This window comes from Nocardia beijingensis NBRC 16342, from assembly GCF_001612785.1.
Classification (GTDB): domain Bacteria; phylum Actinomycetota; class Actinomycetes; order Mycobacteriales; family Mycobacteriaceae; genus Nocardia; species Nocardia beijingensis.
The window spans coordinates 110,925-132,531 of the sequence record NZ_BDBC01000025.1 but is presented as its reverse complement, the minus strand read 5'-3'; the positions used below and the strand labels follow the sequence as shown (position 1 = coordinate 132,531).

General features: G+C 67.2%; 24 protein-coding genes and 1 pseudogene. 16 read left to right on the top strand and 9 right to left on the bottom strand.

The features are described 5' to 3' along the window. Positions 1–40: 40 nt before the first annotated feature. The 5 genes and pseudogenes from NB3_RS16530 to NB3_RS16510 all read left to right on the top strand — a co-directional run bounded on the left by NB3_RS16530 (position 41) and on the right by NB3_RS16510 (position 4,956). Positions 41–1,258: pseudogene (locus tag NB3_RS16530) on the top strand (lipid-transfer protein). 33 nt (positions 1,259–1,291) lie between these two features. Next, on the top strand, positions 1,292–1,729 hold the full coding sequence (locus tag NB3_RS16525; RefSeq protein ID WP_067803542.1) for a type II toxin-antitoxin system Rv0910 family toxin: 438 nt from the start codon (positions 1,292–1,294) through the stop codon (positions 1,727–1,729). A gap of 144 nt (positions 1,730–1,873) precedes the next feature. Beyond that, complete coding sequence (locus NB3_RS16520; RefSeq protein ID WP_067803540.1) at positions 1,874–2,749, top strand: MaoC/PaaZ C-terminal domain-containing protein; 876 nt, start codon at positions 1,874–1,876, stop codon at positions 2,747–2,749. Between the two features lie 61 nt (positions 2,750–2,810). After that, a complete protein-coding gene (locus tag NB3_RS16515) occupies positions 2,811–3,686 on the top strand; it encodes an SDR family oxidoreductase (protein WP_067803536.1) in 876 nt (291 codons plus the stop codon). A gap of 25 nt (positions 3,687–3,711) precedes the next feature. Further along, positions 3,712–4,956, top strand: a complete 1,245-nt coding sequence (locus tag NB3_RS16510) for an acyl-CoA dehydrogenase family protein (RefSeq protein WP_067803534.1) — start codon at positions 3,712–3,714, stop codon at positions 4,954–4,956. A gap of 673 nt (positions 4,957–5,629) precedes the next feature. Here the strand turns inward: NB3_RS16510 and ephH are convergent. Next, on the bottom strand, positions 5,630–6,520 hold the full coding sequence (gene ephH, locus NB3_RS16505; RefSeq protein WP_067803687.1) for an epoxide hydrolase EphH: 891 nt from the start codon (positions 6,518–6,520) through the stop codon (positions 5,630–5,632). Positions 6,521–6,600: 80 nt separating this feature from the next. Here ephH and NB3_RS16500 point away from each other — a divergent pair, with 80 nt between their 5' ends. Continuing rightward, on the top strand, positions 6,601–7,359 hold the full coding sequence (locus NB3_RS16500) for an exodeoxyribonuclease III (RefSeq protein WP_371855909.1): 759 nt from the start codon (positions 6,601–6,603) through the stop codon (positions 7,357–7,359). 76 nt (positions 7,360–7,435) lie between these two features. Here NB3_RS16500 and NB3_RS16495 read toward each other — a convergent pair whose 3' ends face one another. The 3 genes from NB3_RS16495 to NB3_RS16485 are packed head-to-tail and all read right to left on the bottom strand — an operon-like array spanning position 7,436 to position 9,097. Continuing rightward, entirely contained in the window at positions 7,436–8,347 is a 912-nt protein-coding gene (locus NB3_RS16495; RefSeq protein WP_244891931.1) for a helix-turn-helix domain-containing protein, read from the bottom strand. After that, a complete protein-coding gene (locus NB3_RS16490) occupies positions 8,284–8,790 on the bottom strand; it encodes a DUF6879 family protein (RefSeq protein ID WP_067803529.1) in 507 nt (168 codons plus the stop codon). Before NB3_RS16490 ends, NB3_RS16495 begins: the two co-directional genes overlap by 64 nt. Continuing rightward, complete coding sequence (locus NB3_RS16485; protein ID WP_067803526.1) at positions 8,768–9,097, bottom strand: hypothetical protein; 330 nt, start codon at positions 9,095–9,097, stop codon at positions 8,768–8,770. The genes NB3_RS16490 and NB3_RS16485 overlap by 23 nt, the downstream gene beginning before the upstream one ends. A 475-nt stretch (positions 9,098–9,572) precedes the next feature. Between NB3_RS16485 and NB3_RS36580 the strand changes: the two genes are divergently transcribed. From NB3_RS36580 to NB3_RS16470, 4 genes are all read left to right on the top strand, one after another. After that, a complete protein-coding gene (locus tag NB3_RS36580; RefSeq protein ID WP_280516584.1) occupies positions 9,573–9,704 on the top strand; it encodes a hypothetical protein in 132 nt (43 codons plus the stop codon). Positions 9,705–10,295: 591 nt separating this feature from the next. Next, positions 10,296–10,541, top strand: coding sequence for a hypothetical protein (locus NB3_RS35045; RefSeq protein ID WP_157111822.1), 246 nt, complete (start codon positions 10,296–10,298; stop codon positions 10,539–10,541). Between the two features lie 252 nt (positions 10,542–10,793). Continuing rightward, positions 10,794–11,282, top strand: a complete 489-nt coding sequence (locus NB3_RS16475) for a guanyl-specific ribonuclease (protein ID WP_039795797.1) — start codon at positions 10,794–10,796, stop codon at positions 11,280–11,282. Continuing rightward, on the top strand, positions 11,282–11,776 hold the full coding sequence (locus tag NB3_RS16470) for a barstar family protein (protein WP_067803520.1): 495 nt from the start codon (positions 11,282–11,284) through the stop codon (positions 11,774–11,776). The genes NB3_RS16475 and NB3_RS16470 overlap by 1 nt, the downstream gene beginning before the upstream one ends. 9 nt (positions 11,777–11,785) lie before the next feature. On the opposite strand, the gene NB3_RS16465 is transcribed toward NB3_RS16470, so the two are convergent. Next, the gene (locus NB3_RS16465) at positions 11,786–12,421 is read right to left on the bottom strand and encodes a TetR/AcrR family transcriptional regulator (protein ID WP_067803518.1); all 636 of its coding nucleotides are present in this window, start codon (positions 12,419–12,421) and stop codon (positions 11,786–11,788) included. Between the two features lie 204 nt (positions 12,422–12,625). On the opposite strand from NB3_RS16465, the gene NB3_RS16460 reads away from it, so the two are divergent. The 3 genes from NB3_RS16460 (at position 12,626) to yhjD (ending at position 15,763) form a co-directional block, all read left to right on the top strand. Beyond that, positions 12,626–13,594, top strand: a complete 969-nt coding sequence (locus tag NB3_RS16460) for an oxygenase MpaB family protein (protein WP_244891930.1) — start codon at positions 12,626–12,628, stop codon at positions 13,592–13,594. A 21-nt stretch (positions 13,595–13,615) separates the two neighbouring features. Further along, positions 13,616–14,647, top strand: coding sequence for a tryptophan--tRNA ligase (gene trpS / locus NB3_RS16455; RefSeq protein ID WP_067803512.1), 1,032 nt, complete (start codon positions 13,616–13,618; stop codon positions 14,645–14,647). Between the two features lie 84 nt (positions 14,648–14,731). After that, positions 14,732–15,763 carry an inner membrane protein YhjD gene (yhjD, locus tag NB3_RS16450; RefSeq protein WP_174553217.1) on the top strand — a complete coding sequence of 344 codons (1,032 nt, stop codon included), beginning with the start codon at positions 14,732–14,734 and terminating at the stop codon, positions 15,761–15,763. Between the two features lie 4 nt (positions 15,764–15,767). On the opposite strand, the gene NB3_RS16445 is transcribed toward yhjD, so the two are convergent. Continuing rightward, positions 15,768–17,072: a D-alanyl-D-alanine carboxypeptidase family protein gene (locus NB3_RS16445; protein ID WP_067803507.1), complete on the bottom strand. Its 1,305-nt coding sequence runs from the start codon at positions 17,070–17,072 to the stop codon at positions 15,768–15,770. A gap of 120 nt (positions 17,073–17,192) precedes the next feature. On the opposite strand from NB3_RS16445, the gene NB3_RS16440 reads away from it, so the two are divergent. Together NB3_RS16440 and NB3_RS16435 are read left to right on the top strand one after the other, a co-directional pair. Continuing rightward, on the top strand, positions 17,193–18,707 hold the full coding sequence (locus NB3_RS16440; RefSeq protein WP_067803504.1) for an MFS transporter: 1,515 nt from the start codon (positions 17,193–17,195) through the stop codon (positions 18,705–18,707). After that, positions 18,697–19,308 carry an acyl-CoA-like ligand-binding transcription factor gene (locus NB3_RS16435; RefSeq protein ID WP_067803501.1) on the top strand — a complete coding sequence of 204 codons (612 nt, stop codon included), beginning with the start codon at positions 18,697–18,699 and terminating at the stop codon, positions 19,306–19,308. Before NB3_RS16440 ends, NB3_RS16435 begins: the two co-directional genes overlap by 11 nt. A gap of 21 nt (positions 19,309–19,329) precedes the next feature. Here the strand turns inward: NB3_RS16435 and NB3_RS16430 are convergent, their stop codons facing one another. Next, positions 19,330–20,226: a phenylalanine 4-monooxygenase gene (locus NB3_RS16430; protein ID WP_067803498.1), complete on the bottom strand. Its 897-nt coding sequence runs from the start codon at positions 20,224–20,226 to the stop codon at positions 19,330–19,332. Between the two features lie 128 nt (positions 20,227–20,354). Then, the gene (locus NB3_RS16425) at positions 20,355–20,876 is read right to left on the bottom strand and encodes a DUF4396 domain-containing protein (protein ID WP_067803495.1); all 522 of its coding nucleotides are present in this window, start codon (positions 20,874–20,876) and stop codon (positions 20,355–20,357) included. A gap of 107 nt (positions 20,877–20,983) precedes the next feature. On the opposite strand from NB3_RS16425, the gene NB3_RS16420 reads away from it, so the two are divergent. Further along, a complete protein-coding gene (locus NB3_RS16420; protein ID WP_067803492.1) occupies positions 20,984–21,181 on the top strand; it encodes a type II toxin-antitoxin system VapB family antitoxin in 198 nt (65 codons plus the stop codon). 18 nt (positions 21,182–21,199) lie between these two features. Here the strand turns inward: NB3_RS16420 and NB3_RS16415 are convergent, their stop codons facing one another. Next, entirely contained in the window at positions 21,200–21,499 is a 300-nt protein-coding gene (locus NB3_RS16415) for a DUF6881 domain-containing protein (RefSeq protein WP_067803489.1), read from the bottom strand. Positions 21,500–21,607 lie beyond the last annotated feature (108 nt).

Genomic DNA, 21,607 nt, shown 5'->3' with positions numbered 1-21,607 from the left:
ACTCCGTCGCTCGCGACGTACGCACAACCTGAGGAGTTCGATGGCGAACAAGGTCTACGTCGTCGGTGTCGGCATGACGAAGTTCGAGAAGCCGGGCCGCCGCACGGTCGAGGAAGCCGACGGCACCACCCGCGCCTGGGACTACCCGGACATGGCCAGGGAATCGGGCAGCAAGGCGCTCGCGGACGCGGGCATCGCCTACGACCTGGTGGAACAGGCTTACGTCGGCTACGTGTACGGCGAGTCCACCTCCGGGCAGCGCGCCGTCTACGAACTCGGCATGACCGGCATCCCGGTGGTCAACGTGAACAACAACTGCTCCACCGGTTCCACGGCGCTGTATCTGGCGGCGCAGGCGATCCGGGGCGGGCTGGCCGAATGCACGCTGGCGCTCGGCTTCGAGAAGATGCAACCCGGCTCGCTCGGGTCCACCTGGGACGACCGCGAGCAGCCGATGGCCAAGCACGTCATGGCGCTCGCCGAGATCTCCGAGGTGCTGTTCCCGGTGGCCCCGTGGATGTTCGGCGCGGCCGGGCGCGAGCACATGAAGCAGTACGGCACCACCGCCGAGCACTTCGCCTGGATCGGCCACAAGAACCACAAGCACTCGGTGAACAACCCGTATTCGCAGTTCCAGGACGAATACACCCTCGATGACATTCTCGGCTCGCGGATGATCTACGACCCGCTGACCAAATTGCAGTGCTCGCCGACCTCCGACGGGTCCGGCGCGGTCGTCCTCGCCAGCGAGAAGTTCGTCGACGCCCACGATCTGGCCGGGCAGGCGGTGGAGATCGTCGGCCAGGCGATGACCACCGACTTCGCCTCGACCTTCGACGACACCGCCAAGAACCTGATCGGCTACGACATGAACGTCCAAGCCGCGCGGAAGGTCTACCAGCAGTCCGGACTCGGCCCGGAGGACTTCCAGGTCATCGAACTGCACGACTGCTTCTCGGCCAACGAACTGCTGCTCTACGAAGCGCTCGGTCTGTGCGGCGAGGGCGAGGCGGGCCGGCTGATCGACGACGGCCAGACCACCTACGGGGGCAAATGAGTGGTCAACCCCTCCGGCGGCCTGATCTCCAAAGGGCATCCGCTCGGCGCGACCGGTCTCGCGCAGTGCTCCGAGCTGACCTGGCAGCTGCGCGGAGCGGCGGACAAGCGGCAGGTGGACGGCGTCACCGCCGCCCTGCAACACAACATCGGACTCGGCGGCGCGGCCGTCGTCACCGCCTACCAGCGCGCCGACCGCTGACCGGTCCGGCGAACTCGACGAGGAGTGCGACACATGGGACACATCGAAGCCACCAAGGACGTCAACGCCGCCCCCGAAGCTCTATGGGCGGTCGTCTCCGACCCGAAGAGCTGGGACAAGTGGTTCACCATCCACGAGCGCTTCATGGAGGAGCCGCCCGCCGTGCTCAGCGCGGGCGCCAAGCTGGTCGCCAAGATCGTGATGCTCGGCATGGCGAACAAGCTGGAGTGGACCATCGTCTCGGTGGACGCCCCGAACAAGCTGACCCTCGGCGGCACCGGCATGGCGGGCGTGCGGACCGAGTTCACCTTCGACATCCGGCCCAACGGCGATGGCAGCACCATCCTGGTGTCGGGCGACTTCGAGGGCGCGTTGATCAAGGGCGCACTCGGCAAAGCGGTGGAGAAGGACGGCATCAAACAGCTGGACCGCTCCCTCGACCAACTCGACGCCCTGGCCTCCGCGGCATGAGCGGTCAGGCCCGGAGGCGGCAGCGGAGTGCGACCACGCAGGGCCCCGCTCGTGCCGGAAAGGAAACAGCATGAGCGGTCAGGCCCGGAGGTGGCAGCGCAGTGTGACCACGCAGGGTCCCGCTCGTGCCGGAAGGGAAACAGCATGAGCGCCGGAACCGGTGCGCGCGTTGTCGAGTTCGACGACAGCGGCTTGGAGACGTGGTCCGACGAGGAGCGTTTCGAGGTCACGGCCGAGCGGATAGCGCAGTACGCCGCCGCGACGAACGATCCGATCGCCGCGCACCTGGCCGGTACGGTGGCCGGGCCGGTCTTCGCCATCGTCCCGGTCTTCGAGGCCATGATGATGCCCGTCATCGATGTCGCGCCGATGGACATCTTCGGCCGGGTCGTGCACGGAGAGCAGGACTTCCACTTCCATCGCGCGATCCGTCCCGGCGACCGGCTGGTCTCGCGCGCCAAGGCGATCGGTTACACCAGCCGCCCCAACGGCACGACCATCACCATCCGCATCGAATGCCGCACCGAGGCGGGAGAACTGGTCAACGACCAGTACCTGACGGCCTTCTTCCGCAACATCGACGCGGGCCGGACCGTCGGTGCGGCCGCTCCGGCACACAAGTTCGACGAACGGCTGCGCGAGCGGGGACCGGTCGCCGTCGTGGCGCAGCACGTGGACCACGACCAGACCTTCCGCTACGCGCCCGCCTCCGGCGATCCCGTGCCGCTGCACCTGGACGAGCAGGTCGCCAAGGACGCCGGATTGCCCGGCATCATCGCGCACGGTTTGTGCACCATGGCGTTCGCGTCCTGGGCGGTGCTCACCGAGGTCGCGGCGTCGGATGTGCACCGGCTCCGGCGATTCGCGGTGCGCTTCGCCAAGCTGGTCTTCCCCGGTGACGATCTCCAGACCCGCATCTGGAAGGCCGAATCCGCCGACGGCGTCACCCGCTACGCCTTCGAGACCGTGCGCGGCGACGATGTCGTGCTCAGCGACGGACTGGCCGAGATCGCCGACTGACCATCGCGCGGCGGCACGATTTCCGCCGCTTCCCTTCGGGCACGACTACAGGAGACAACACATGGGCGTACTGGACGGACGGGTCGCCGTCATCACCGGTGCGGGCCGCGGCATCGGCCGCGAGCACGCATTGCTGTTCGCGAAGGAGGGCGCCGCCGTGGTCGTCAACGATCTCGGCGGCAGCAACGCGGGGGAGGGGACCGACGCCGGCCCCGCCCAGGAAGTGGTGCGCGAGATCGTCGCCGCGGGCGGCAAGGCGGTTGCCAACGGCGACGACGTCGCCACTTGGGACGGCGCGCAGAAGTTGGTCGAACAGGCGGTCACCGAGTTCGGCGGCCTCGACGTCGTGGTGAACAACGCGGGCATCCTGCGTGACGCGTTCATCGCGGGCATGGACGAGGCGCAGTGGGACGCGGTGATCGCCGTGCATCTGAAGGGCCACGCCGCGGTGCTGCACCACGCCGCCGTGTACTGGAAGCAGCAGTCCAAAGCGGGCAACCAGCCGAAAGCCGCCGTGATCAACACCGCGTCGGCGTCGGGGACCACCCTGCCCAACCCGGGCCAGAGCAACTACGGCGCGGCCAAGGCCGGGATCGCCGCGCTGACCTTGGTGGCCGCCGACGAACTCGGCCGCTACGGCGTGCGGGTCAACGCGATCGCGCCGATCGCGCGCACCCGGCTCACCCTGGCCACTCCCGGCATGGGCGAGATGCTGGCGGCCGAGGCGGAGGCCTCCGAGGGCGGGTTCGATGCCTTCGCCCCGGCCAATATCGCGCCGCTGGTCGCCTACCTGGCCGCCGCGGACTGCCCGATCACAGGGAAGGTGTTCGCGGTGCAGGGCGGCGCGATCTCCGAGCTGGCCGGTTGGCACGATGTGAAGACCATCGAGACCGAGGGGCCATGGCTGATCGACGACATCGCGGCCCGGCTGCCCTGACCTCGGAAACGTGAGGAGAACGACGATGTTCGAATGGTCGGAGACCGATGTCATGATCCGCGACGCGGTTCGGGCGTTCATCGACAGGGAGATCCGCCCGAACCTGGACGCGCTCGACAGCGGTGAACTGCCGCCGTACCCCGTCATCCGGAAGTTGTTCCGGGAGTTCGGGATCGACGTGATGGGCGGCGAGGCCGTGCAGAAGATGCTGGCCAGGGAAGCGGCGCGGGAGACCGCGGAGGCGGAACAGAAGCCGAAGTCCTCCGGCGCGAGTCCGTTCGGCGGGCAGGAATCGCTGATGGCGGTGCTCATCGGCGAGCTGTCCGGGGTGTGCATGGGCCTGGTCTCGGCGATGGGGGTGAGCATCGGCCTGGGCGCCACCACGATCATGTCGCGGGGCACGCTGGCGCAGAAGCAGCGCTGGCTGGAGGACATCGTCACCATGCGGAAGGTCGCGTCCTGGGCGATCACCGAGCCGGACTCCGGTTCCGACGCGTTCGGCGGCATGAAGACCTACGTCAAGCGCGACGGCGAGGATTACCTGCTCAACGGCCAGAAGACCTTCATCACCAACGGCCCCTACGCCGACGTGATGATCGTCTACGCGAAGCTCGACGACGGCGCGGGCGGCGACAAGCGGGACCGCAAGGTGCTCACCTTCGTGCTCGACAAAGGCATGCCCGGCCTCACCCAGGGCAAGCCGTTCAAAAAGATGGGCCTGCACTCCTCGCCGACCGGTGAGCTGTTCTTCGACAACGTGCGCGTGAGCCGGGACCGGCTGCTCGGCGAGACCGAGGAGCACAAGGGCGGCGACGGCAGGGACAGTGCCAGGTCCAGCTTCACCGCCGAGCGCGTCGGCGTGGCGTTCATGGCGCTCGGCATCATCAACGAGTGCCATCGGCTGTGCGTGGAGTACGCCAAGAACCGCAAGCTCTGGGGCCAGGAGATCGGGCGCTTCCAGCTGGTCCAGCTGAAGCTGGCGAAGATGGAGATCGCGCGGATCAACGTGCAGAACATGGTGTTCAACACGCTGGAGCGCGGCCGGGCCGGCAAGCCGCCTACCTTGGCCGAGGCCTCCGCGATGAAGCTGTACGCCTCCGAGGCGGCCACCGAGGTGGCCATGGAAGCGGTGCAGCTGTTCGGCGGCAACGGCTACATGACCGAGTACCGCGTGGAGCAACTCGCCCGCGACGCCAAGTCGCTGATGATCTACGCGGGCAGCAACGAGATCCAGGTGACCCACATCGCGAAAGCGCTGCTGGCGCAGTAGTTTCGAATCGGTCGGCTCCGCCGGACGGGAAGCGGTCGCGCGGGCGGCGTTCCCGGTGCCGGGCCGGTGCCGCACACCACGACCGTCCCGGCCGGAGGGCGTCCGTCCGCGCGGACAGGGTCGCGTCCGAAGCGCGGGCCATGTAGCGCTGGACGAAGCGGCGGTCTATATCGGCCGCCGTTGCCCCATGATCACGTCGGCCGCCCGGAGAAACGCCCACCGCCCCTTCAACCCTTCGCGCGGCCAAGTGGTGGCGTGCTCTTGCCTGGAACTCGAACGCCAGCGTGCCACCACCACCACCTCTTTCGAGCGATGCGGGACCGAGCGTGCGTGGTTGGCGACCGGGCTCGCGCGTGCGCGGCCCGTGCGCGTGACGAGGGAGCGGGCGAGTGGTCGGCCGAGCCGACAACCAACCTCTGTGGACTGCGTGCGCCTGATCGCGGGGTTGGGTACCGACGTGCCCAGCGCACCGCAACTACGTCTTTCGAGCGAAGCGAGACCGAGCCTGTTCCGTTCGCGGCCCGGCTCGCGTCCGAGTGGCCGCCGCGCAAGCGACGAAGTCGCAAGCGGCGGTCGCTCGGACGCGAGCCATAAAGGGGCCGCGAACACCCAGCGCCGCAGGCGCTGGCAATAAACACAGCCGCGAACACGCCGCGCCGAAGGCGCGGCCAAACTACACAGCCCGAAGCCGGGTCCGGCTGGCGTAGACGTGCTCGGCGATGAGGGTGGCGATGCGGTCGGGTGCTTCCAGCATCGGTACGTGGCCGACGCCGTTGACCAGGATGCGGTCGGCGGATTCGGGCAGTTCCTTCAGGTAGCGCCGCGCGTAGACGCGGTTGGGGATGACCCGGTCGTATTCCGACAGCAGCAGCCGGACCGGCGTCTTCAGGGTGGACAGATCCGCCTGCGCGGGCGCGCGCATCGCGCCGAGGATCATCGGCACCATCGCGGGGCAGTGCAGCGCGGCGGCGAGCGCGGCCGCGGCGTCGCGCCGGGATACCGCCGCGGCCTGCTTGCTCAACGCGAGCAAGGCGACCCGCTGGGCGAGGGGGTTGCCGATCGCGAATCCGCTCATGCGCTTGCCGATCTGGACGAGCGGTATCAGGGAGAGGAATTTCAGGTTGATCCGCCACTGGGTCAGCGAGGGCGCGTGCCAGCCGCCCGCGGGCGCGATGAGGGTCAAGGTGCGGGCGCGTCCGCGGCGCGCGAGTTCGACGCCGACCAGCCCGCCGAGCGAATTGCCCGCGATATGGCAGGTGCGCCAACCAAGTTCGTCGAGCTGCTCGCAGATCCGGTCGGCCAGCGACTGCACGTCGACCGACGGGCCTCCGGTGGGCGCGCCGCCCCAGTGACCCGCGAACGCGGGTGCGAACACCTCGCAGTGTGTGGACAGCCGCGCCGCCGTCTGTTCCCAGCAGTGCGGCGACATCATGAATCCGTGCAGCAACAGCAGGGGATCGCCGGATCCCACGTGCAATGCCTTGATCGGCTGGGGCGGTTTCGCCCGGGTGGATCCGCGCGCGACGGCGGAGGAGGACTGGGAGGTGTCGGACGACATCGTCATCACCCCTTCCTGGACGGCAGTGTCCAAGGGACTTCATCTGACCAGCATTGTACGGTCGTGGAGTGCCGTATATCTCGACAGTGAACGTGAACGGTGTCCGCGCTGCCGCGGGTAAGGGCTTGCTCGCCTGGCTCGCGGCCACCGAGGCGGACATCGTCTGCGTGCAGGAGACCCGCGCCACCGACGAGCAGGTCGTGGCCGCGCTGGCGCCCGCGCTGGACGCGGGATGGCAGCTGTCGCACGCCGAGCCGGAGTCCAAGGGCCGCGCCGGTGTCGGCATCCTGTCCCGGCGGACGCCCAGCGCGGTGCGAGTCGGCTTCGGCAGCAGCGAGTTCGCGGCGGCGGGCCGCTATCTCGAGGCCGACTTCGACGACGTCACCGTGGCCAGCGTCTACGTGCACTCCGGTGACGCGGGCACGGTGCGCCAAGACGAGAAGTATCGCTTCATGGCCGAACTCGGCGCCTACCTCACCGCGCGGACGGGTGATTTCGTGGTCGCCGGGGACTGGAACATCGCGCACACCGAGCGCGACCTGAAGAACTGGAAGGGCAACCTGAAGTCGGCCGGGTTCCTGCCGCAGGAGCGGGCGTGGATCGATGACCTGCTGGCCGCCGGATACGTCGACGTGGTGCGACAGTTGCACCCGGAGGGCGACGGTCCCTACAGCTGGTGGTCCTACCGCGGCCGCGCTTTCGACAACGACAGCGGCTGGCGCATCGACTATCACCTCGCTCGCGGTGATCTCGCCGCCCGCGCCAAGGACGCGGTGGTCGAGCGTGCCGCCTCCTACGATCAGCGCTGGTCCGACCACGCGCCCGTCACGGTGCAGTACCGATGAGCCGGTCGATCAAGCGCGGCATCGGCCTGCGGCGCGCGGTGGCCTCGGTGGTCTTCGCCATTATCTAGCTGGTCTCCTACTCGGTGGTTCCACCGCTACGCCGCGCGCCGATCGCCTTCCGGATCAGCACCCGCGCTGCTTCGCCGGTCACGGATTGACCGGCGAGAGTATCGAACGCCCGGCCGTACTGGGCTATCTCTCCCGGCTGGGTCACGGTGATACTTGCCGTGTGCCCTTCCACTTTCACCATGCGGTTGTCGTACATGAAAAAGTTCTCGACTATGACTAGTCCGTCATATTGCCGCGGGACGATTCCCACGGTTACACGAGCCATTCCGATAACCGAGTACAGCCGGTCGAGCTGACCAAGCATCACTTGGTCGTTCCCGATAGTGGTGTACAATGATTGCTCTGCTAAGAGAATATGGAGCCATTTTTCCGGCTTGTACAAGACTTGCTGGCGTTCCATCCGCTTGGCTACCGCTGCGTCTACGTCATCGGGTATCTGGTAGAACTCGACAACATTTCGCATCATCGCGGTTGCGTAGTCGGCAGTTTGAAGCAGCCCGGAGACGATCATCGGTTCCCAGTTACGAATAAGTTCCGCTTGTGATTCGAGTTTCAGGGTTTGTTGTTGCCGGTTCTTCATGCCGGAGCTGAGGGCTTGTCGCCACTCGACATACGCCGAGTCGATGTGGTGCAGGGTGGCTAGCAGGTCTTCGAGCTGATCGGTACACCCGGCGAGCTTGCAGTACGCCCGTATATCCACGTCGGACGGGCGTAGCTTCCCGTACTCGATTTTCGAGATACGTGATTCGTGTACGCCCAGGTGAGCGGCAAGCTCTCGGCCGGATACCCCTCCGCGTCTCCGTAACTCCCGAAGACGTTTCCCGAAGGCTTGCCGCTGTTCCTGTATTGAGTTTGTCACTGCGCGTACTCGGGGTACGGCGTCGACATGCCCCACAGCTGTTCTTTGATCCGGAGGCATTGACCAACGATTACAGGGTCGGTGGTCACTGCTGAACTACCGGTGCCCCGACCATCTTTATCTGACAGGTTGAAGGCAACTGCTTTGTTGTCCAGCAACCAATAATCATCGCTAGGGACTTCCCCGGCGAGATGCCGGGGTAGATACCGGATATCTTCGCCTGCCTCGACGTTGAGAGCAGCGATAACCAGCGACCACCGTTGATAGTCGCTGTGCGGCACGGTGACCACCCGAACCCGGCTGACAGACACTCCGTCTGCCATGAGGTCTTCAACGAACGTGTACCAGTCGTGGAACCATGCCCGGTAGTCGTACGGTTCGCCGTTGACGAAGGCGCGGAAAGCTTCGTCTTCGTCGGGTACTCCGTACGTGTCCAGAACCTCTAAATGGAATGCCTCCGAACGGCATTCGCGTAGCAGTTCAGTCGTCGGCCGGAGTTCCAAAGTAAGTCCTCTCCATTCGCGGTACCTCGATTGCCGTCTCGTAGGTTTCCATCGTCATCTGTTCGAGCGTGTCCGGGTCTGTGATCGGTCGGCCGGTGAGCCGGAACGTACCCCGGCCGGTGTCGCTGAGCATGGCACCGATGTAGTTCCGGGGTTCGGCAAACCCGGTCAGCAAGTGGGGTATTTCGACTGTCTCCGGTTGGCTGGTCCGCCAACCGAGGACTACGTACGTGTCTTGGTCGGTGGCGTACAGCGTGGGGCAACCATCCTTGTTCGATCCGCCTTTCCCCAGGAGCGTTAAACGCATGGCTGTGCCTCTCGTCTAGGTGTGTGCCACTACTTGCGGCCTACACATCTCATGGTGCCGTGTACGTGCCTGAATTGCACGAGAACAGCAGTTATATTGGCAAGTAGTGGCAAGTTAATAGACCAGCGGGGGAGCCGGTTCGTAGCTTCAGACGTGGCCCCCGTGGCATGTGACGCCCAACCGGTCACGGGGTGCCTACCAACTGGCCTACTACAGGGGTTGAAATGACCACAGACGGAGACCGCAGGGGCACAGAGCTTTACCCGTTCCCTGGTGGTGTGTTCGAACGGTGGGGTAACACCGACGACGCTGGGCCGGGCGTGTATGTCGAGTTCCACCACGCCCGGCAGTCGTGTAACGACGCTCGCGCCTTCGGCCTTGGTGAGGAAGCGAAGCTTCCCCGGTGCAGTCCATCTCCGATGGCTGCGCCAGCGGCGCGACTCGGTTCGGTGGACGACGAGACGGAGCCCGCGTGATGGGGTTGTTTGTGGCGTTCGCTGTCCCGCTGGTCGCGTTCTTCGCTGTGGTGTTCTGGCCGGAACGGATTCCGAAGGAACGGACCGTAGACGCGATCCGCGAACGGATCGAACGCGAAGGCGGTAGTTAGATGACCGGCGAGGGTCTTCCGGAACGTGATCCCGGTACCAGATCGGGTCTGTTTCTTCTCTCCAGCTTTGACGAGTGGGAACCTCCGACACCCGATCTTCTGGAGCGAGTTAGGTCCGGTCTGACATCGAAATCGGGGGATAACCGTTGAAAACCATTACTGGGCTGACCGCTGCGGCTGTGCTGATCGGCATGAGTCCAGCGGCTACCGGCACGGCCCACGCCGGCCGCAGTTGCGATTTCGAGTTCACGCACTCGGTGCCGACAGTGCTACCGCCCCAGATCACGGGCGACGGTATTGCCGCGTGTGATGTCCCGCCGGACGAACACATAGTCGTCTTGGCGTTGCAGCACGAGGAGGTCGGTCGGTGGGAGGTTGTCTCTACCCGAACCGATTCGACCATCCCCCCACCGTTCCGGGGCGGTGGACACTCCTACGCGGTGTCGGCTGCGTGCTACGCCGGGAAATGGCGTGTCAGCGTCGGTATACGCGGCAAAATTCAGGGGCACCAGTTCACCTACAACAACGCATCCGGCACGGTGGAGGTCCCTGCCTCGAAGTGTCACTCCCGATTCTGAAGGAGCCAGAGTCGTGCCTACGCCTGAACCGATCGAGTATCCGATAGATCCTGACAACCCGCCGGAGTTCCCCGGAAAGCTGCCCCGAGAGCTTTCGGTGAAGGTCCGTGATCGGTTGCAGAAGATTGCCGAGGAAGTGAACCCGTATCTCGGTCCCGACCACCGGGCCATAGCCGCACTGCTCAAAGCTGCGGAAGAGTTGGCGGTAGTCACCTTCCCCAAGTCGGGGCGGTACGCCGAGTACACGCCAGACGAGTGAGCCCAGCTGCGGGACAGGTGACGTAGATTCGTCAGTCATGACGGGTAGCCGCGCCACCAGCAAGAGGCGTAACGGGGTCTGTAGTCCGGTTACTTCCCTGTTCAGGGGTGATTCTCTGGTTGGAACCGAGGCGGGACGTATCGATTACCTCCTCCGTGGTGAGCCGGCCGCCCGCGCCAAGGTCGCGGTGATCGCACGGGCCACCGAAAATCAGCGCGGGTCCGGCCATGCGTCTGTCACGGGGCAGTACCGATGAGCCGGTCGATCAAGCGCGGCATCGGCCTGCTCGGCGCGGTGGCCTTGGTGGTGCTCGCCGCGGTGCTCGCGTTGTACGACGGTGGGAATACCACCACGTCCGCCCCGGCGAGTCGCGCGACCACCGCTGTGACGAGCACGGTCACCCCGACCAGCGCGGCGCCGCGCGGTGCGGACAGCGCGTCGCCGGTCACCCAGGCGTCCGGTGTCCCGGAACGCGCGTACGCCACGCTGCGGGAGATCGACGCGGGCCGGTGGCCGGATTCGGCGAACGCTCCCGGCACCAAAGGCGGTGAGCGATGGATGAATCGGGGTGGGGACCTGCCCGCGACCGATGGCTCCGGTAAGCCGATCACCTATCAGGAATGGGACGTCAATCCCAAGCAGTCCGGCCGATCCCGTGACGCCGAACGCATCGTCACCGGCAGCGACGGTTCGGCTTGGTACACCGGCGACCACTACAAGACCTTCACGAGGATGCGCTGATGACAAAGACCGTCACGCTGTCGCAGTTCCTTGCCCGCTCCGACGCCGACGACGCGCCGCCCAGCGCCGGACTCGCCCCGCCCCGCGTCACCTTCGGCACCCTCGCGGTCGACGCCGCCGACTTCAGCGGGGTGCGGGACAAGGCGCCCTCCGGATACCTGGTGCGCGAGTTGCGCGGCGCGAAGATGCCCACCACCGCCCGGCTCTTCGACGAGTTCGCCGCCGCGTTCCAGTTCCCCTACTACTTCGGCGAGAACAAGGACGCGTTCGACGAATGCCTGCGCGACCTGGACGATTTTCTCGGCGAAGGGGCCGGATACGTTGCGGTGGTGCGCGATTCGGCGCAATTGCTCGCCGACGAGCCGATCGAGCGGGACTGGTTCGCCGAGGCCATGCGCGACTGCGCGGCCTACTGGTCGCGGCGGGACGTGCTCTTCCGGGTGGTGCTGCAAGGCGACGCGCCCGACTTGGAAGACGTGTCCCTGCGCCTGTGACCGGGGCTGTTACCGCAGTTTCTCGGCCAGGTCCTCGCCCAGCAGGACGAACACGTCGACCGTCTGCTCGATCAACTCCTCGCGCGTGAGGTCGAGGCCGCCCTGGAGCCAGGCGGTCAGCGTCTGCACCAGGCCCCCGACCAGGTACAGGGCCCGGAAGTCGACCACCGCGGCCGGGGCCGAGTCGGACATCCGGTAGAAGTCCGTGCCCTCCGTGGCGACCATCCGCGCGAACGCTCGCACCGTCTCGGTGGTGCGGGCCCGCAGTTCCGGCGTCGCCATGCCCGCGATCAGGGCGGCCTTCGCCTTGCGCGGGTCGTCGGTGAGCAGGTGCACGCCCGCGGTGATCGCGGCGTGCGCGGTCGCGCGCGTGTCCGGCGCGGCGGTGCGGACGGCGGCGAGGATGGCCGCGGCCAGTTCCGTGGCGATCCCGTCGATCAGGGCGGTGAGCACGGCGTCGCGACTGTCGAAGTTCTCGTAGTAGTACCGCTCGTTGAGACCGGCCCGCGCGCACAACCCCGACACGGTCAGCTTGCCCAGCCCCTCCGTGCCGATGATCTCCAGCGCGGCTTCCAGCAACGCCGCACGCCGCTGCGCCCGGCGCTCTTCGGCGGAAACACCCCCATAAGTCCGTTGCGCCGTCACCCTTCGATTCTTACAGGCCCGCTGAACCCGGTGCCCTCGATCGCCGCGCCCGCCGCCGATTCCGGGCGTATGTGGCAATCAGGTAGCGCTTGGCATGCGGCCACCGAGACCGCGTGACCTGTGTCCCAGCGTTCGACCCGACGTGCAATCACGTCTTTCAATCAAAGTGGCTACATCCATTGCCAGAAAGACAGGTTCTGGTAGATGCTATTGCCAGATGTTCTCGACGAGGAGGCGGCCATGTCCGAGCCCGGCTATTTCAGTGACCACTCGATGGTCCGGCGGGTGATGACCAAGCGGGCGGTGGGACTGACCTACGGTCTGCGCGCCCTGGTGATCGGCGCGGTGCACCCGCTGCTCTACGTCGGCACGGCGGAGAACACCGAGCACCGCATGACGCCCTACACCCGGCTGGCGCTGACCGGCCGCTTGTTCGAGGCGGTGTTCCTCGGCAGCAAGGCCGAGGCCGATCGCGCGCTGGCGTTCACCAGGAAACGGCACGTCAAGGTGCGTGGGGCGCTGCCAGAGGACGCCGGAGCCCAGCACCCGGCGGGCACCGGGTACTCCGCGCTCGACCCGCACCTGATGTTCATGACGATGGCCTTCACGTTCGACTCGGCCGAGGTGATGTACGACCTGCTGGTGCGCACCATGACCGACGGCGAGCGCGAAGGGCTCTACCAGGACTACGTGCGCTGGGGCGAGCTGTTCGGCATGCCCGTGGACGCGGCGCCGGCGAGCTACCCGGAGTTCCGGGCCTTCTTCGACGGCTACCTCGCCTCCGACGAGCTGTTCCTCACCGACGAGGCGCGGCTGGTCGGCTCCTACCTGGCCGGACAGCGCGTCCCCTACTCGCAGGGCGTGCCGTTGCAGCAGGTCACCTCCGCGTTCTATCTGCTGGTGCAGGGCAGTCTGCCGCCACGCATCCGCCGGATGTACGGGATGCGCTGGGGTGTCGCCGATGAGGTCGCCTACCAGGGTCTGTCGCGGGCGGTGCGCACCGCGCACGTATCGGTTCCGCTGGTGCCACCGGTGCTGCGCGGTACGCTCGCCGGGCCGAGCGCGCCGGTCTACAAGATGCTGTCGCGGCGGGAACACACACTGGTCAGCGGCGGAAGGCCGAGCATGCCCGGAGTCGACCCGCGCAACTGGGTGCAGCGAAATTCGGCTTGAGCCGCATGCGAAGATCGAGGTATGTCCAGTCCTGCGCCCAGCCCGGCCGCCGAACGCAAACAGCGGGTTCTGTCCGGGATCCAGCCGACCAGCTCCTCGTTCCATCTCGGGAACTACCTTGGCGCGCTGCAGTACTGGGTGACCATGCAGGACGATTACGACGCGCTGTACTTCATCCCGGATCTGCACGCGATCACGGTGCCGCAGGACCCCAAGGAGTTGCGGCTGCGCACCAAGGTGGCCGCCGCCCAGTTGCTCGCGATCGGCATCGACCCGAAGAAGTCGACCCTGTTCGCGCAGAGCCAGGTGCCCGAGCACGCCGAACTGGCCTGGGTGCTCAGCTGCATCACCGGTTTCGGCGAGGCCAGCCGGATGACGCAGTTCAAGGACAAGTCGGTGAAGCAGGGCGCGGAGAACGCGACCGTCGGCCTGTTCACCTACCCCATCCTGATGGCCGCGGACATCCTGCTCTACCGCGCCCATCAGGTGCCCGTCGGTGAGGATCAGCGTCAGCACCTGGAACTGACCCGGAACCTCGCCCAGCGCTTCAACACTCGGTTCAAGAAGACGTTCGTGGTGCCGGAGGCGCACATCGTCAAGGGCACGGCGAAGATCTACGACCTGCAGGACCCGACGGCGAAGATGAGCAAGTCGGCCTCCACCGACGCGGGCCTGATCAATCTGCTCGACGACCCGAAGGTCACCGCGAAGAAGGTGAAATCCGCGGTCACCGACACCGAACGCGAGATCCGCTACGACCCGGAGCGCAAGCCGGGCGTCAGCAATCTGCTGGTGATCCTGAGTTCGCTGACCGGTGCGCCGATCGTCACCCTGGAAAAGGATTTCGAGGGTAAGGGTTACGGCGAGCTGAAAGCCGACGTGGCCGACGCGCTGGTGGAATTTGTCACGCCGTTGCGCGCGAAGGTGCAAGAGTACATGTCGGATCAAGGTGAACTCGACCGCGTACTCGCCGCAGGCGCGGAGCGCGCGCGAGAGATCGCCGGCAACACCCTCGCGCAGGTCTACGACCGCGTCGGTCTGCTGCGTCGCTGAGCGGCTGCTCGCCTTCGCCGGGCGGTTGTCGCCCGCTCGACCGGGTATCACCGGTGCGAGGTCTCTCGGTCGAAGGGGCGAATGGTGCAGGTGATCGACAACGTCAAAGCCGGGATCGAACGCCGGATTCAGGCGAAACCGTGGCTGGACCATCTGGTCCGTGCGGCGGGGCGCTATCAGCGGCAACGGGGTAACTACTACGCGGCCGGCATCACGTACTTCACTGTGCTGTCGTTGTTTCCGCTGCTCATGATCGCCTTCGCGGTGGCGGGCGTGATCTTGTCCAGCAATCCGGACCTGCTCGGGGAGTTGCAGGCCAAGATCGTCGAGAACATTCCCGGCTCGTTCGGCACCCAGCTCAACGACCTGATCGACCAAGCGGTCGAATCCCGGCGCACGGTCGGCGCGCTGGGCCTGGTCACCGGCGTCTACAGCGGGCTCGGCTGGATGGCCAACCTGCGCGCCGCGCTCACCGAGCAGTGGGATCAGAAGTCCCCGGACGGTAACTGGCTGATGACCAAGCTGTCCGATCTGGGCGCGCTGATCGGTCTCGGCCTCGCGTTCACCGTCTCGCTCGGGTTGTCGGCGCTGGCGTCCAGCTCACTGGGCAGCCAGTTGCTCGACGACCTCGGTCTCGGCGACCTGCCGGGCGCGGGCGTGTTGCTGTCTCTGGTGTCGATCGCGCTCGGATTCCTCGCTTCCTGGGCGGTGTTCGCGTGGGTCATCGCGCGGTTGCCCCGGGAACCGGTGACACTGGCCAGTGCCGCCAAAGCCGCCGGCCTGGCCGCGCTGGTCTTCGAGGTGTTCAAGATCGTCGCCTCGATCTACCTGCAATCGGTGCTCAACAGCCCGGCGGGCGCCACCTTCGGCTCGATCATCGGTCTGATGGTGTTCACCTACGTCACCTACCGCATCGTCCTGTTCGCCACGGCGTGGGCCGCCACCGCCGCGGAGAACGAGCCGGAGGCGGAGGTCCCCGCGCCAGGACCGGCCGTGATCGCGCCGCGGGTCGGCGCGCGGGACGTTTCGATGGGAGCAGGCGCCGCCTTCTTCGGCGCGGGGGCGCTTGCCGCTCTTGCGCTTTCCGGCTTGCGCAGGTCGCCGGGCCGGCGGTGACCGGTCAGCGCCGCCGGGTTGCTCGCCGTGCCCCCAGCAGCAGGGCGGCGACCACCAGGACGCCGCCGATGATCAGCCCTGTTCGCGCGCCGGAGTGGCGGTCCCCGGTGTGCGGCATGGCGGACGGATCGCTGCCCGGCGACGATGCCGTGGCGGAGCCGGAGCCCGGCGTCGGCGGCGCGGCCAGGGCGACTCCGCTCTGGTCGCGCTGGGGCACCACCGCGCCGGGCAGGTTGCCGATCACGGCGCCCCTGGGCAGCGCGAACCCGTAGTCGAGCAGGCGAGCGGCCTGTTCCCACGGCCGCACCGGCTGCACGTCGGCTTTGAGGAGAGTGACGACGAGCCTGCGGCCGCCTCGCTGGGCGGCGGCGACGAAGGTCTGGCGCGCGTCGTCGGTGAAGCCGGTCTTGCCGCCGAGGGCGCCGTCGTAGTTGTAGAGCAGCTGGTTGTCGTTGCCGATCGGGTAGCCGGGGCGGTCGGTGTCACCCGGAATCGATGGATCGGCGGGGTAGCCGGGGAAGTCGACCTGCTCGGTGTGGATCAGCTCGGCGAACAGCGGGATGGTCATCGCCTCGCGGAACAGCACGGCGAGGTCGTAGGCCGAGGTGCTCATGCCGGGGCCGTCCAGCCCGGAGGGAGTGGCCGTGCGGGTGTCCATGGCGCGCAACGATTTCGCCAGGTCGTTCATCTTGGCGACGGTCACGGCGTCGCCGCCGAGCTGCGCGGCGATGGCGTGTGCCGCGTCGTTGCCCGAAGCCATGATCAGGGCCTGCATGAGCTGCCGGTTGGTGTATCGGCCGCCGGGCCCGATGCCGACCCTGGTGCCGTCGGCGTCGGCGTCGGCCCGCGTGCCGATGACCACCTTGTCGAGATTCAGCGTGCGCAGCGCCAGCGTGGCCAGCAGCACCTTGATCGTGCTCGCGGGCCGGTAGCGGCCGTGCGGGTCCTTCGCGGCCAGGACCTCACCGGTGTCCAGGTCCGCCACCAGCCATGCCGTCGCGGAGATGTCCGGTGGAGCGGGCGGCGCGTTCTTGGGGAGCACGACTCCGCACTCGCCCAGGCGGGCGCCCCCGATCGGCGGGGAAGGGATCGGGAGGGGCGTGGGAGTGGGCTGTCCGGGCGCGGGCACCTCGGAGGTGTCGATCGGCGTCGGCGGCAATGTCTTCTGCGGGCACCCGTCGGTGTTCGGGGTGGTGAACGGCGTGGTGGTGCTGGGGGGCGCTGCGACGGACGGCGCGGCGGTCGCTCCGATCGCGGCGACGGCGAGCACGGCGCCTACGCAGAGCAAGGCACGGCGAGTGATCTTCATCGCGGATGAGCCTAGCGAGCGATCCGGTGATCGGTCATGCCATCCCCGCGACAGTATTGACAGCTCCTACTAAATGAGAGTTACTATCAAAAAATTGTAGCTATCACTTTTGGAGGCGTCATGAAGAACGACTCGGCGCGCCGCTGGCTCGCCCTCGGCGCGCTGGCCGTCGCGATGCTGACCATCGGCCTCGATGTCACCGTGCTGACCGTGGCGCTGCCGACGCTCGCCGTGGACCTGAACGCGAACACCGCTGCGCTGCAATGGTTCAGCAGCGCCTACACGCTTGCGCTGGCCGCCGTGATGCTGCCCGCGGGCGCGCTCGGCGACCGCTACGGCCGCAAGAAGTTCCTGCTCGCCGCCTTGATGCTGTTCGGTGTCGCGTCCATCGCGTGCGCCGTGGCAGGCTCGCCCGGCGAACTGATCGCGGCGCGCGTGGTGCTCGGCGTCGCGGCGGCGGCGATGATGCCGCTGTCGATGTCGGTGTTGCCCGCGCTGTTCCCCGAACCCGCCGAATTGCAGCGGGCGCTCACCGTCTGGATCACCTCGACCGCGATCGGCCTGCCGCTGGGCCCGATCGTCGGCGGCTGGTTGCTGCGCAATTTCTGGTGGGGTTCGGTGTTCCTGATCAACGTGCCGATGGTCGTGATCGGCGCGAGCGCCGTCGCCGCGCTGGTGCCGGAGTCACGCAGCGCTCAGCGCTTCCGGATCGATCTGCCCGGCGTCGCGCTGTCCGCGACGGGCATGCTCGGCCTCACCTACGGCTTCATCCGGATCGGTGAGAAGGGCTGGGGCGACGGCCCGGCCTGGGCGATCGTCGCGGCGGGTGCGCTGCTGCTTACCGCCTTCCTGCTGTGGCAGCGCAGGACCACGCATCCGCTGATCGATCTCGGACTCTTCGCCGCCGATGGATTCCGCTGGGGGACGGCCTTCTCGATCGTGGTGAACTTCGCCATGTTCGGCATGTTCTTCACCGTTCCGCAGTACTTCCAGGCGGTGCTCGGCGTGGACGCGCTCGGCAGCGGCCTTCGGCTGCTTCCGTTGATCGGCGGGTTGCTGGTCGGCAGCAGGCTGGTCGACAAAGTGCTGCCCATATTTGGCGTGCGCGTGGTGGTGGCCGGCGGATTCGCCCTGCTGGCGGGTTCGCTGGCGCTGGGCGCGCTGACCACGGTCGACAGCGGCTACGGCTTCGCCGCACTGTGGCTGACCCTGCTCGGCGCCGGTATGGGATTGGTGATGCCCGCTGCCATGGGCATGGCGATGGGTGACCTGGACGCCGAACGCTCCGGCTCCGGTTCCGCGCTGTTGCAGGCGCTGCGCCAGGCCGGCGGCACCATCGGCGTCGCGGTACTCGGCACCGTGCTGTCCACCCGGTACCGGGCGGAACTGGGTGAGCTGGACCGCGAACCGATCGCCGACGGCGTGAACGCGGGCGTCGCGACGGCGCGCAAGCTGGGTGATCCGTCGATGCTGCACCAGGTGCAGGTGGCCTTCCTCGGCGGCATGAGCGCGATGCTGTGGACCTGCGCCGCGCTGTGCGTGCTGGCGGCGGTGCTCACGGCGACGTTGGTGCGCACGCGGCAACCGGCCCGGTCGCCGGAGCCGGGTGCGGCAGAATCGATCCATGTCGGTTGAGCTACCCGCGAACGGGACGGCGCAGGGGCTGCGCGAGCGGAAGAAGGAACGGACCCGCAGGACGATCCGCTTCGAGGCTTTCCGGCTGTTCCGCGAGCAGGGGTACAACGAGACGACGATCGAGCAGATCGCCGCGGCCGCCGATGTCTCGCCGAGCACCTTCTTCCGGTACTTCCCGTCCAAGGAACAGTTGGTGCTCGCGGACGATCTCGATCCGGCGATGATCGAAGCGTTGCGGCGTCAGCCGCGCGACATCGGGCCGATGGCGGCCTTCCGCAACGCGGTGCTCGAAGTCTTCGGCAATCTGCCCGCCGCCGAGCTGGCATTCGAGCAGGAGCGGCAGGCGCTGCTCTATCACGTGCCGGAGCTGCGGTCGGCCATCGGCTTGGAGATCATTCGCAGCATCGACCTCATCGCGGGCCTGCTTGCCGACCATCTCGGCAGACCCGCCGACGACTTCGAGGTGCGCGTGGCGGCGGGCGCGATGGCGGGCGCGGCACTCGGCATGGCGACGATGACGCCCTTGAACGTCGAAAACATCACTCGCACATTGGATTTCCTGGACGCGGGCATGCCGCTCCGGCCGAAGCGCGAGTCCTGACATCTCGATCCGGCCGCACCGCTACGCGCCGACAGGGCTGCCGTGCCGCAGCCGGTCGGGTGTGTCGTCGTCCATGGTCGCGAAGAAACCGCCGATCACGTCCTCGATCTCGGCGATCGAGTCCGCGCAGTAGAGCGTCGGCTGATAGTGGGTGATGTCGTAGGTGGCGGTGCCCATCCGAGCGATGTCGAGCGGGCGCAGCTCGGCGTGCCGGAACTCCTCGATCTCGCCGTAGGACGACAGCAGGCCCGCGCCGTAGCACCGCACTTCGCCGCGCTCCCGGACGACGCCGAATTCCATCGAGAACCAGAAGACGTCGGCGAGGAATTTCAGCGCGCGATCGGTGCTCAGGCGCGCGACCGCCGCGCCGACGGTCGCGTAGATCGCCGCGAAGCGCGGGCTCGCGATCTGGTTGGCATGGCCGATGATCTCGTGGATGGCGTCCGGCTCCGGGGTGTACAGCGGTGCGGAATGATGCCGGATGTACTGGGTGGAGTGGAAGATCCGATCGGCGAAGGAACCGAAGAACTCCCGTAGCGGCACCAACCCCGCGGCCGGTGCGTAGCGGAATCCGGTCAGCGGTGCGAGCGCCGCGGACACCTCGTCCAACTGCGGGATGTGATCGGTGGGCAACGACAGCGCCTCGGCGGCCGCCAGTATCTCCGCGCTGGCATAGGTGCGATGTTTGCGTGCGAGTTCGGCCGACACGATCCGCCACACCTGCTGCTCCTCGTCGGTGTAGGCGATCTGCGGCGGCGGCTTGCCCGGTGCGTGGTCCAGTGCCAGCGCGGCGATGGCGTTGCGCCGGGCCCGATATTCCGGATCGTGCACACCGGGGTGCTCATCGCTCAGGTGCACGGTCACGTCGCCGTCGCCGGTGCGGGTCACCGGCGAGTACAACTGCGCCTCACTGAACATGACTCGATGCAAGCACCGCAGGCAGCCGTCGACAACAAAAGCCCGTTCAGCTGGGCAATCTGCCTAGCTGAACGGGCTGCGGCCGGGCCGTCGTGTCAGTCGAAGCCCGCGATCGGGCGGCGTGCTGATCAGTGCGCGCCGTGCAGCGAATGCACCACCGCGTGGCCTTTGCCGCGTCCGATCATCCACTTGTTGACCGGCGTGGTCAGCACGAAGGCCACCACCAAGGCGAAGGCGAGGGTGATCCAGAACAGGAAGGTGTCCAGGTGGGCGTCCATCGCGCCGGGGACGGCGAGGATCACGGCGTTGTCGACGATCTCCATCACCGTGATGGACACCGTGTCGGCGGCCAGCGCGGTGCCGATGGCGGCCGAGAGCGGCAGGCCCGCGCGCAGCACGCCGCGCATGGTCAACGCGTAGCCGAACACGAACGCCAGCACGATGGCCAGCACCATCGTCGAGGTGTTGTTCCAGCCCAGTGCGGTGCCGATCACCATGCCGAGGATTTCGCCGATGGCGCAGCCGGTGAGGCAGTGCAGCGTGGCCATGGCCGCCATCCGCCAGGTAGCGGGGGAGTGGTGCCCGGTGTGATGTCCGGCGTGCGTGGCGTGCGAGACGTGCTCGCCCGCCGGGTGGTGCCTGTGTTCCATGGGAGGAACTATACCCCCGTAGGGTACTTATGCAAGGCCGAGTTGGCGATTTGCCGGACATGAGCGGACGTTATGCCGCAAGATGGCGAAAGTATGAAGGAGGGCGCATGAAATCCGTGCGGATCGATCTCGACCAGGACCTGCTCGCCGCGGCCGCCGCCATCATGGGCACGTCGTCCAGCGCCGCCACCGTCAACGAGGCCTTGCGCCGGATCGTCGTGCACGAGCGCCAGCTGCACAATCTGCAGCGCTTGGCCGCGAAGGCGTTCGTCGGGCTACCCGACGTCGCGGTGATGGACCGCTAGCGGCTCCGCTGCTGCGGGCTACCTCGGAGAGGTAGGCCGTTGCTCGTCGAGGGCGTGCCGCCAGACCTCGTCGAACTCCTCGGCGTCGATCTGCAGCGCGGTGAACTCGGTCTCGGCGCTCAGCTCGTCCGGCGTCGGAACCGGGATCTGCCCGAGTTCGGTCGTGCCGGTGCCGCTGCTCGAATCGGCCCAGTCGCGGTGCCCGTCGCGGAACACCTCGACCTTGCGCACCTCGAAACCGTCGTCGCCGATCTCGCTGAACAGTTCGACCGGCTCGTCGTCGAAATCGTGGTGCCATTGCGCCTTCAGGTACCACATCGCCCATCAGCTCCCCAGCTCGCGACCGACTCGGCTACCGAACCGCACATCAGCCAGCATATGGGTGCGGCGTCCTGCTGCCGAGTTGTCCGCACGGCCGGCGGGAAG

Excerpts from the sequence above, each read along its gene's own strand:
- NB3_RS16445 (WP_067803507.1), bottom strand. The coding sequence starts at position 17,072 with ATGAAGATCACTCGCCGTGCCTTGCTCTGCGTAGGCGCCGTGCTCGCC.
- NB3_RS16420 (WP_067803492.1), top strand. The coding sequence starts at position 20,984 with ATGAAATCCGTGCGGATCGATCTCGACCAGGACCTGCTCGCCGCGGCC.
- NB3_RS16510 (WP_067803534.1), top strand. The coding sequence starts at position 3,712 with ATGTTCGAATGGTCGGAGACCGATGTCATGATCCGCGACGCGGTTCGG.
- trpS (WP_067803512.1), top strand. The coding sequence starts at position 13,616 with ATGTCCAGTCCTGCGCCCAGCCCGGCCGCCGAACGCAAACAGCGGGTT.
- NB3_RS16495 (WP_244891931.1), bottom strand. The coding sequence starts at position 8,347 with ATGCCTCCGGATCAAAGAACAGCTGTGGGGCATGTCGACGCCGTACCC.
- NB3_RS16525 (WP_067803542.1), top strand. The coding sequence starts at position 1,292 with ATGGGACACATCGAAGCCACCAAGGACGTCAACGCCGCCCCCGAAGCT.
- NB3_RS16460 (WP_244891930.1), top strand. The coding sequence starts at position 12,626 with ATGCTATTGCCAGATGTTCTCGACGAGGAGGCGGCCATGTCCGAGCCC.
- NB3_RS36580 (WP_280516584.1), top strand. The coding sequence starts at position 9,573 with ATGGGGTTGTTTGTGGCGTTCGCTGTCCCGCTGGTCGCGTTCTTCGCT.
- NB3_RS16470 (WP_067803520.1), top strand. The coding sequence starts at position 11,282 with ATGACAAAGACCGTCACGCTGTCGCAGTTCCTTGCCCGCTCCGACGCC.
- ephH (WP_067803687.1), bottom strand. The coding sequence starts at position 6,520 with ATGACGATGTCGTCCGACACCTCCCAGTCCTCCTCCGCCGTCGCGCGC.
- NB3_RS16485 (WP_067803526.1), bottom strand. The coding sequence starts at position 9,097 with ATGCGTTTAACGCTCCTGGGGAAAGGCGGATCGAACAAGGATGGTTGC.
- NB3_RS16415 (WP_067803489.1), bottom strand. The coding sequence starts at position 21,499 with ATGTGGTACCTGAAGGCGCAATGGCACCACGATTTCGACGACGAGCCG.
- NB3_RS16435 (WP_067803501.1), top strand. The coding sequence starts at position 18,697 with ATGTCGGTTGAGCTACCCGCGAACGGGACGGCGCAGGGGCTGCGCGAG.
- NB3_RS16440 (WP_067803504.1), top strand. The coding sequence starts at position 17,193 with ATGAAGAACGACTCGGCGCGCCGCTGGCTCGCCCTCGGCGCGCTGGCC.
- NB3_RS16515 (WP_067803536.1), top strand. The coding sequence starts at position 2,811 with ATGGGCGTACTGGACGGACGGGTCGCCGTCATCACCGGTGCGGGCCGC.
- NB3_RS16430 (WP_067803498.1), bottom strand. The coding sequence starts at position 20,226 with ATGTTCAGTGAGGCGCAGTTGTACTCGCCGGTGACCCGCACCGGCGAC.
- NB3_RS16475 (WP_039795797.1), top strand. The coding sequence starts at position 10,794 with ATGAGCCGGTCGATCAAGCGCGGCATCGGCCTGCTCGGCGCGGTGGCC.
- NB3_RS16425 (WP_067803495.1), bottom strand. The coding sequence starts at position 20,876 with ATGGAACACAGGCACCACCCGGCGGGCGAGCACGTCTCGCACGCCACG.
- NB3_RS16520 (WP_067803540.1), top strand. The coding sequence starts at position 1,874 with ATGAGCGCCGGAACCGGTGCGCGCGTTGTCGAGTTCGACGACAGCGGC.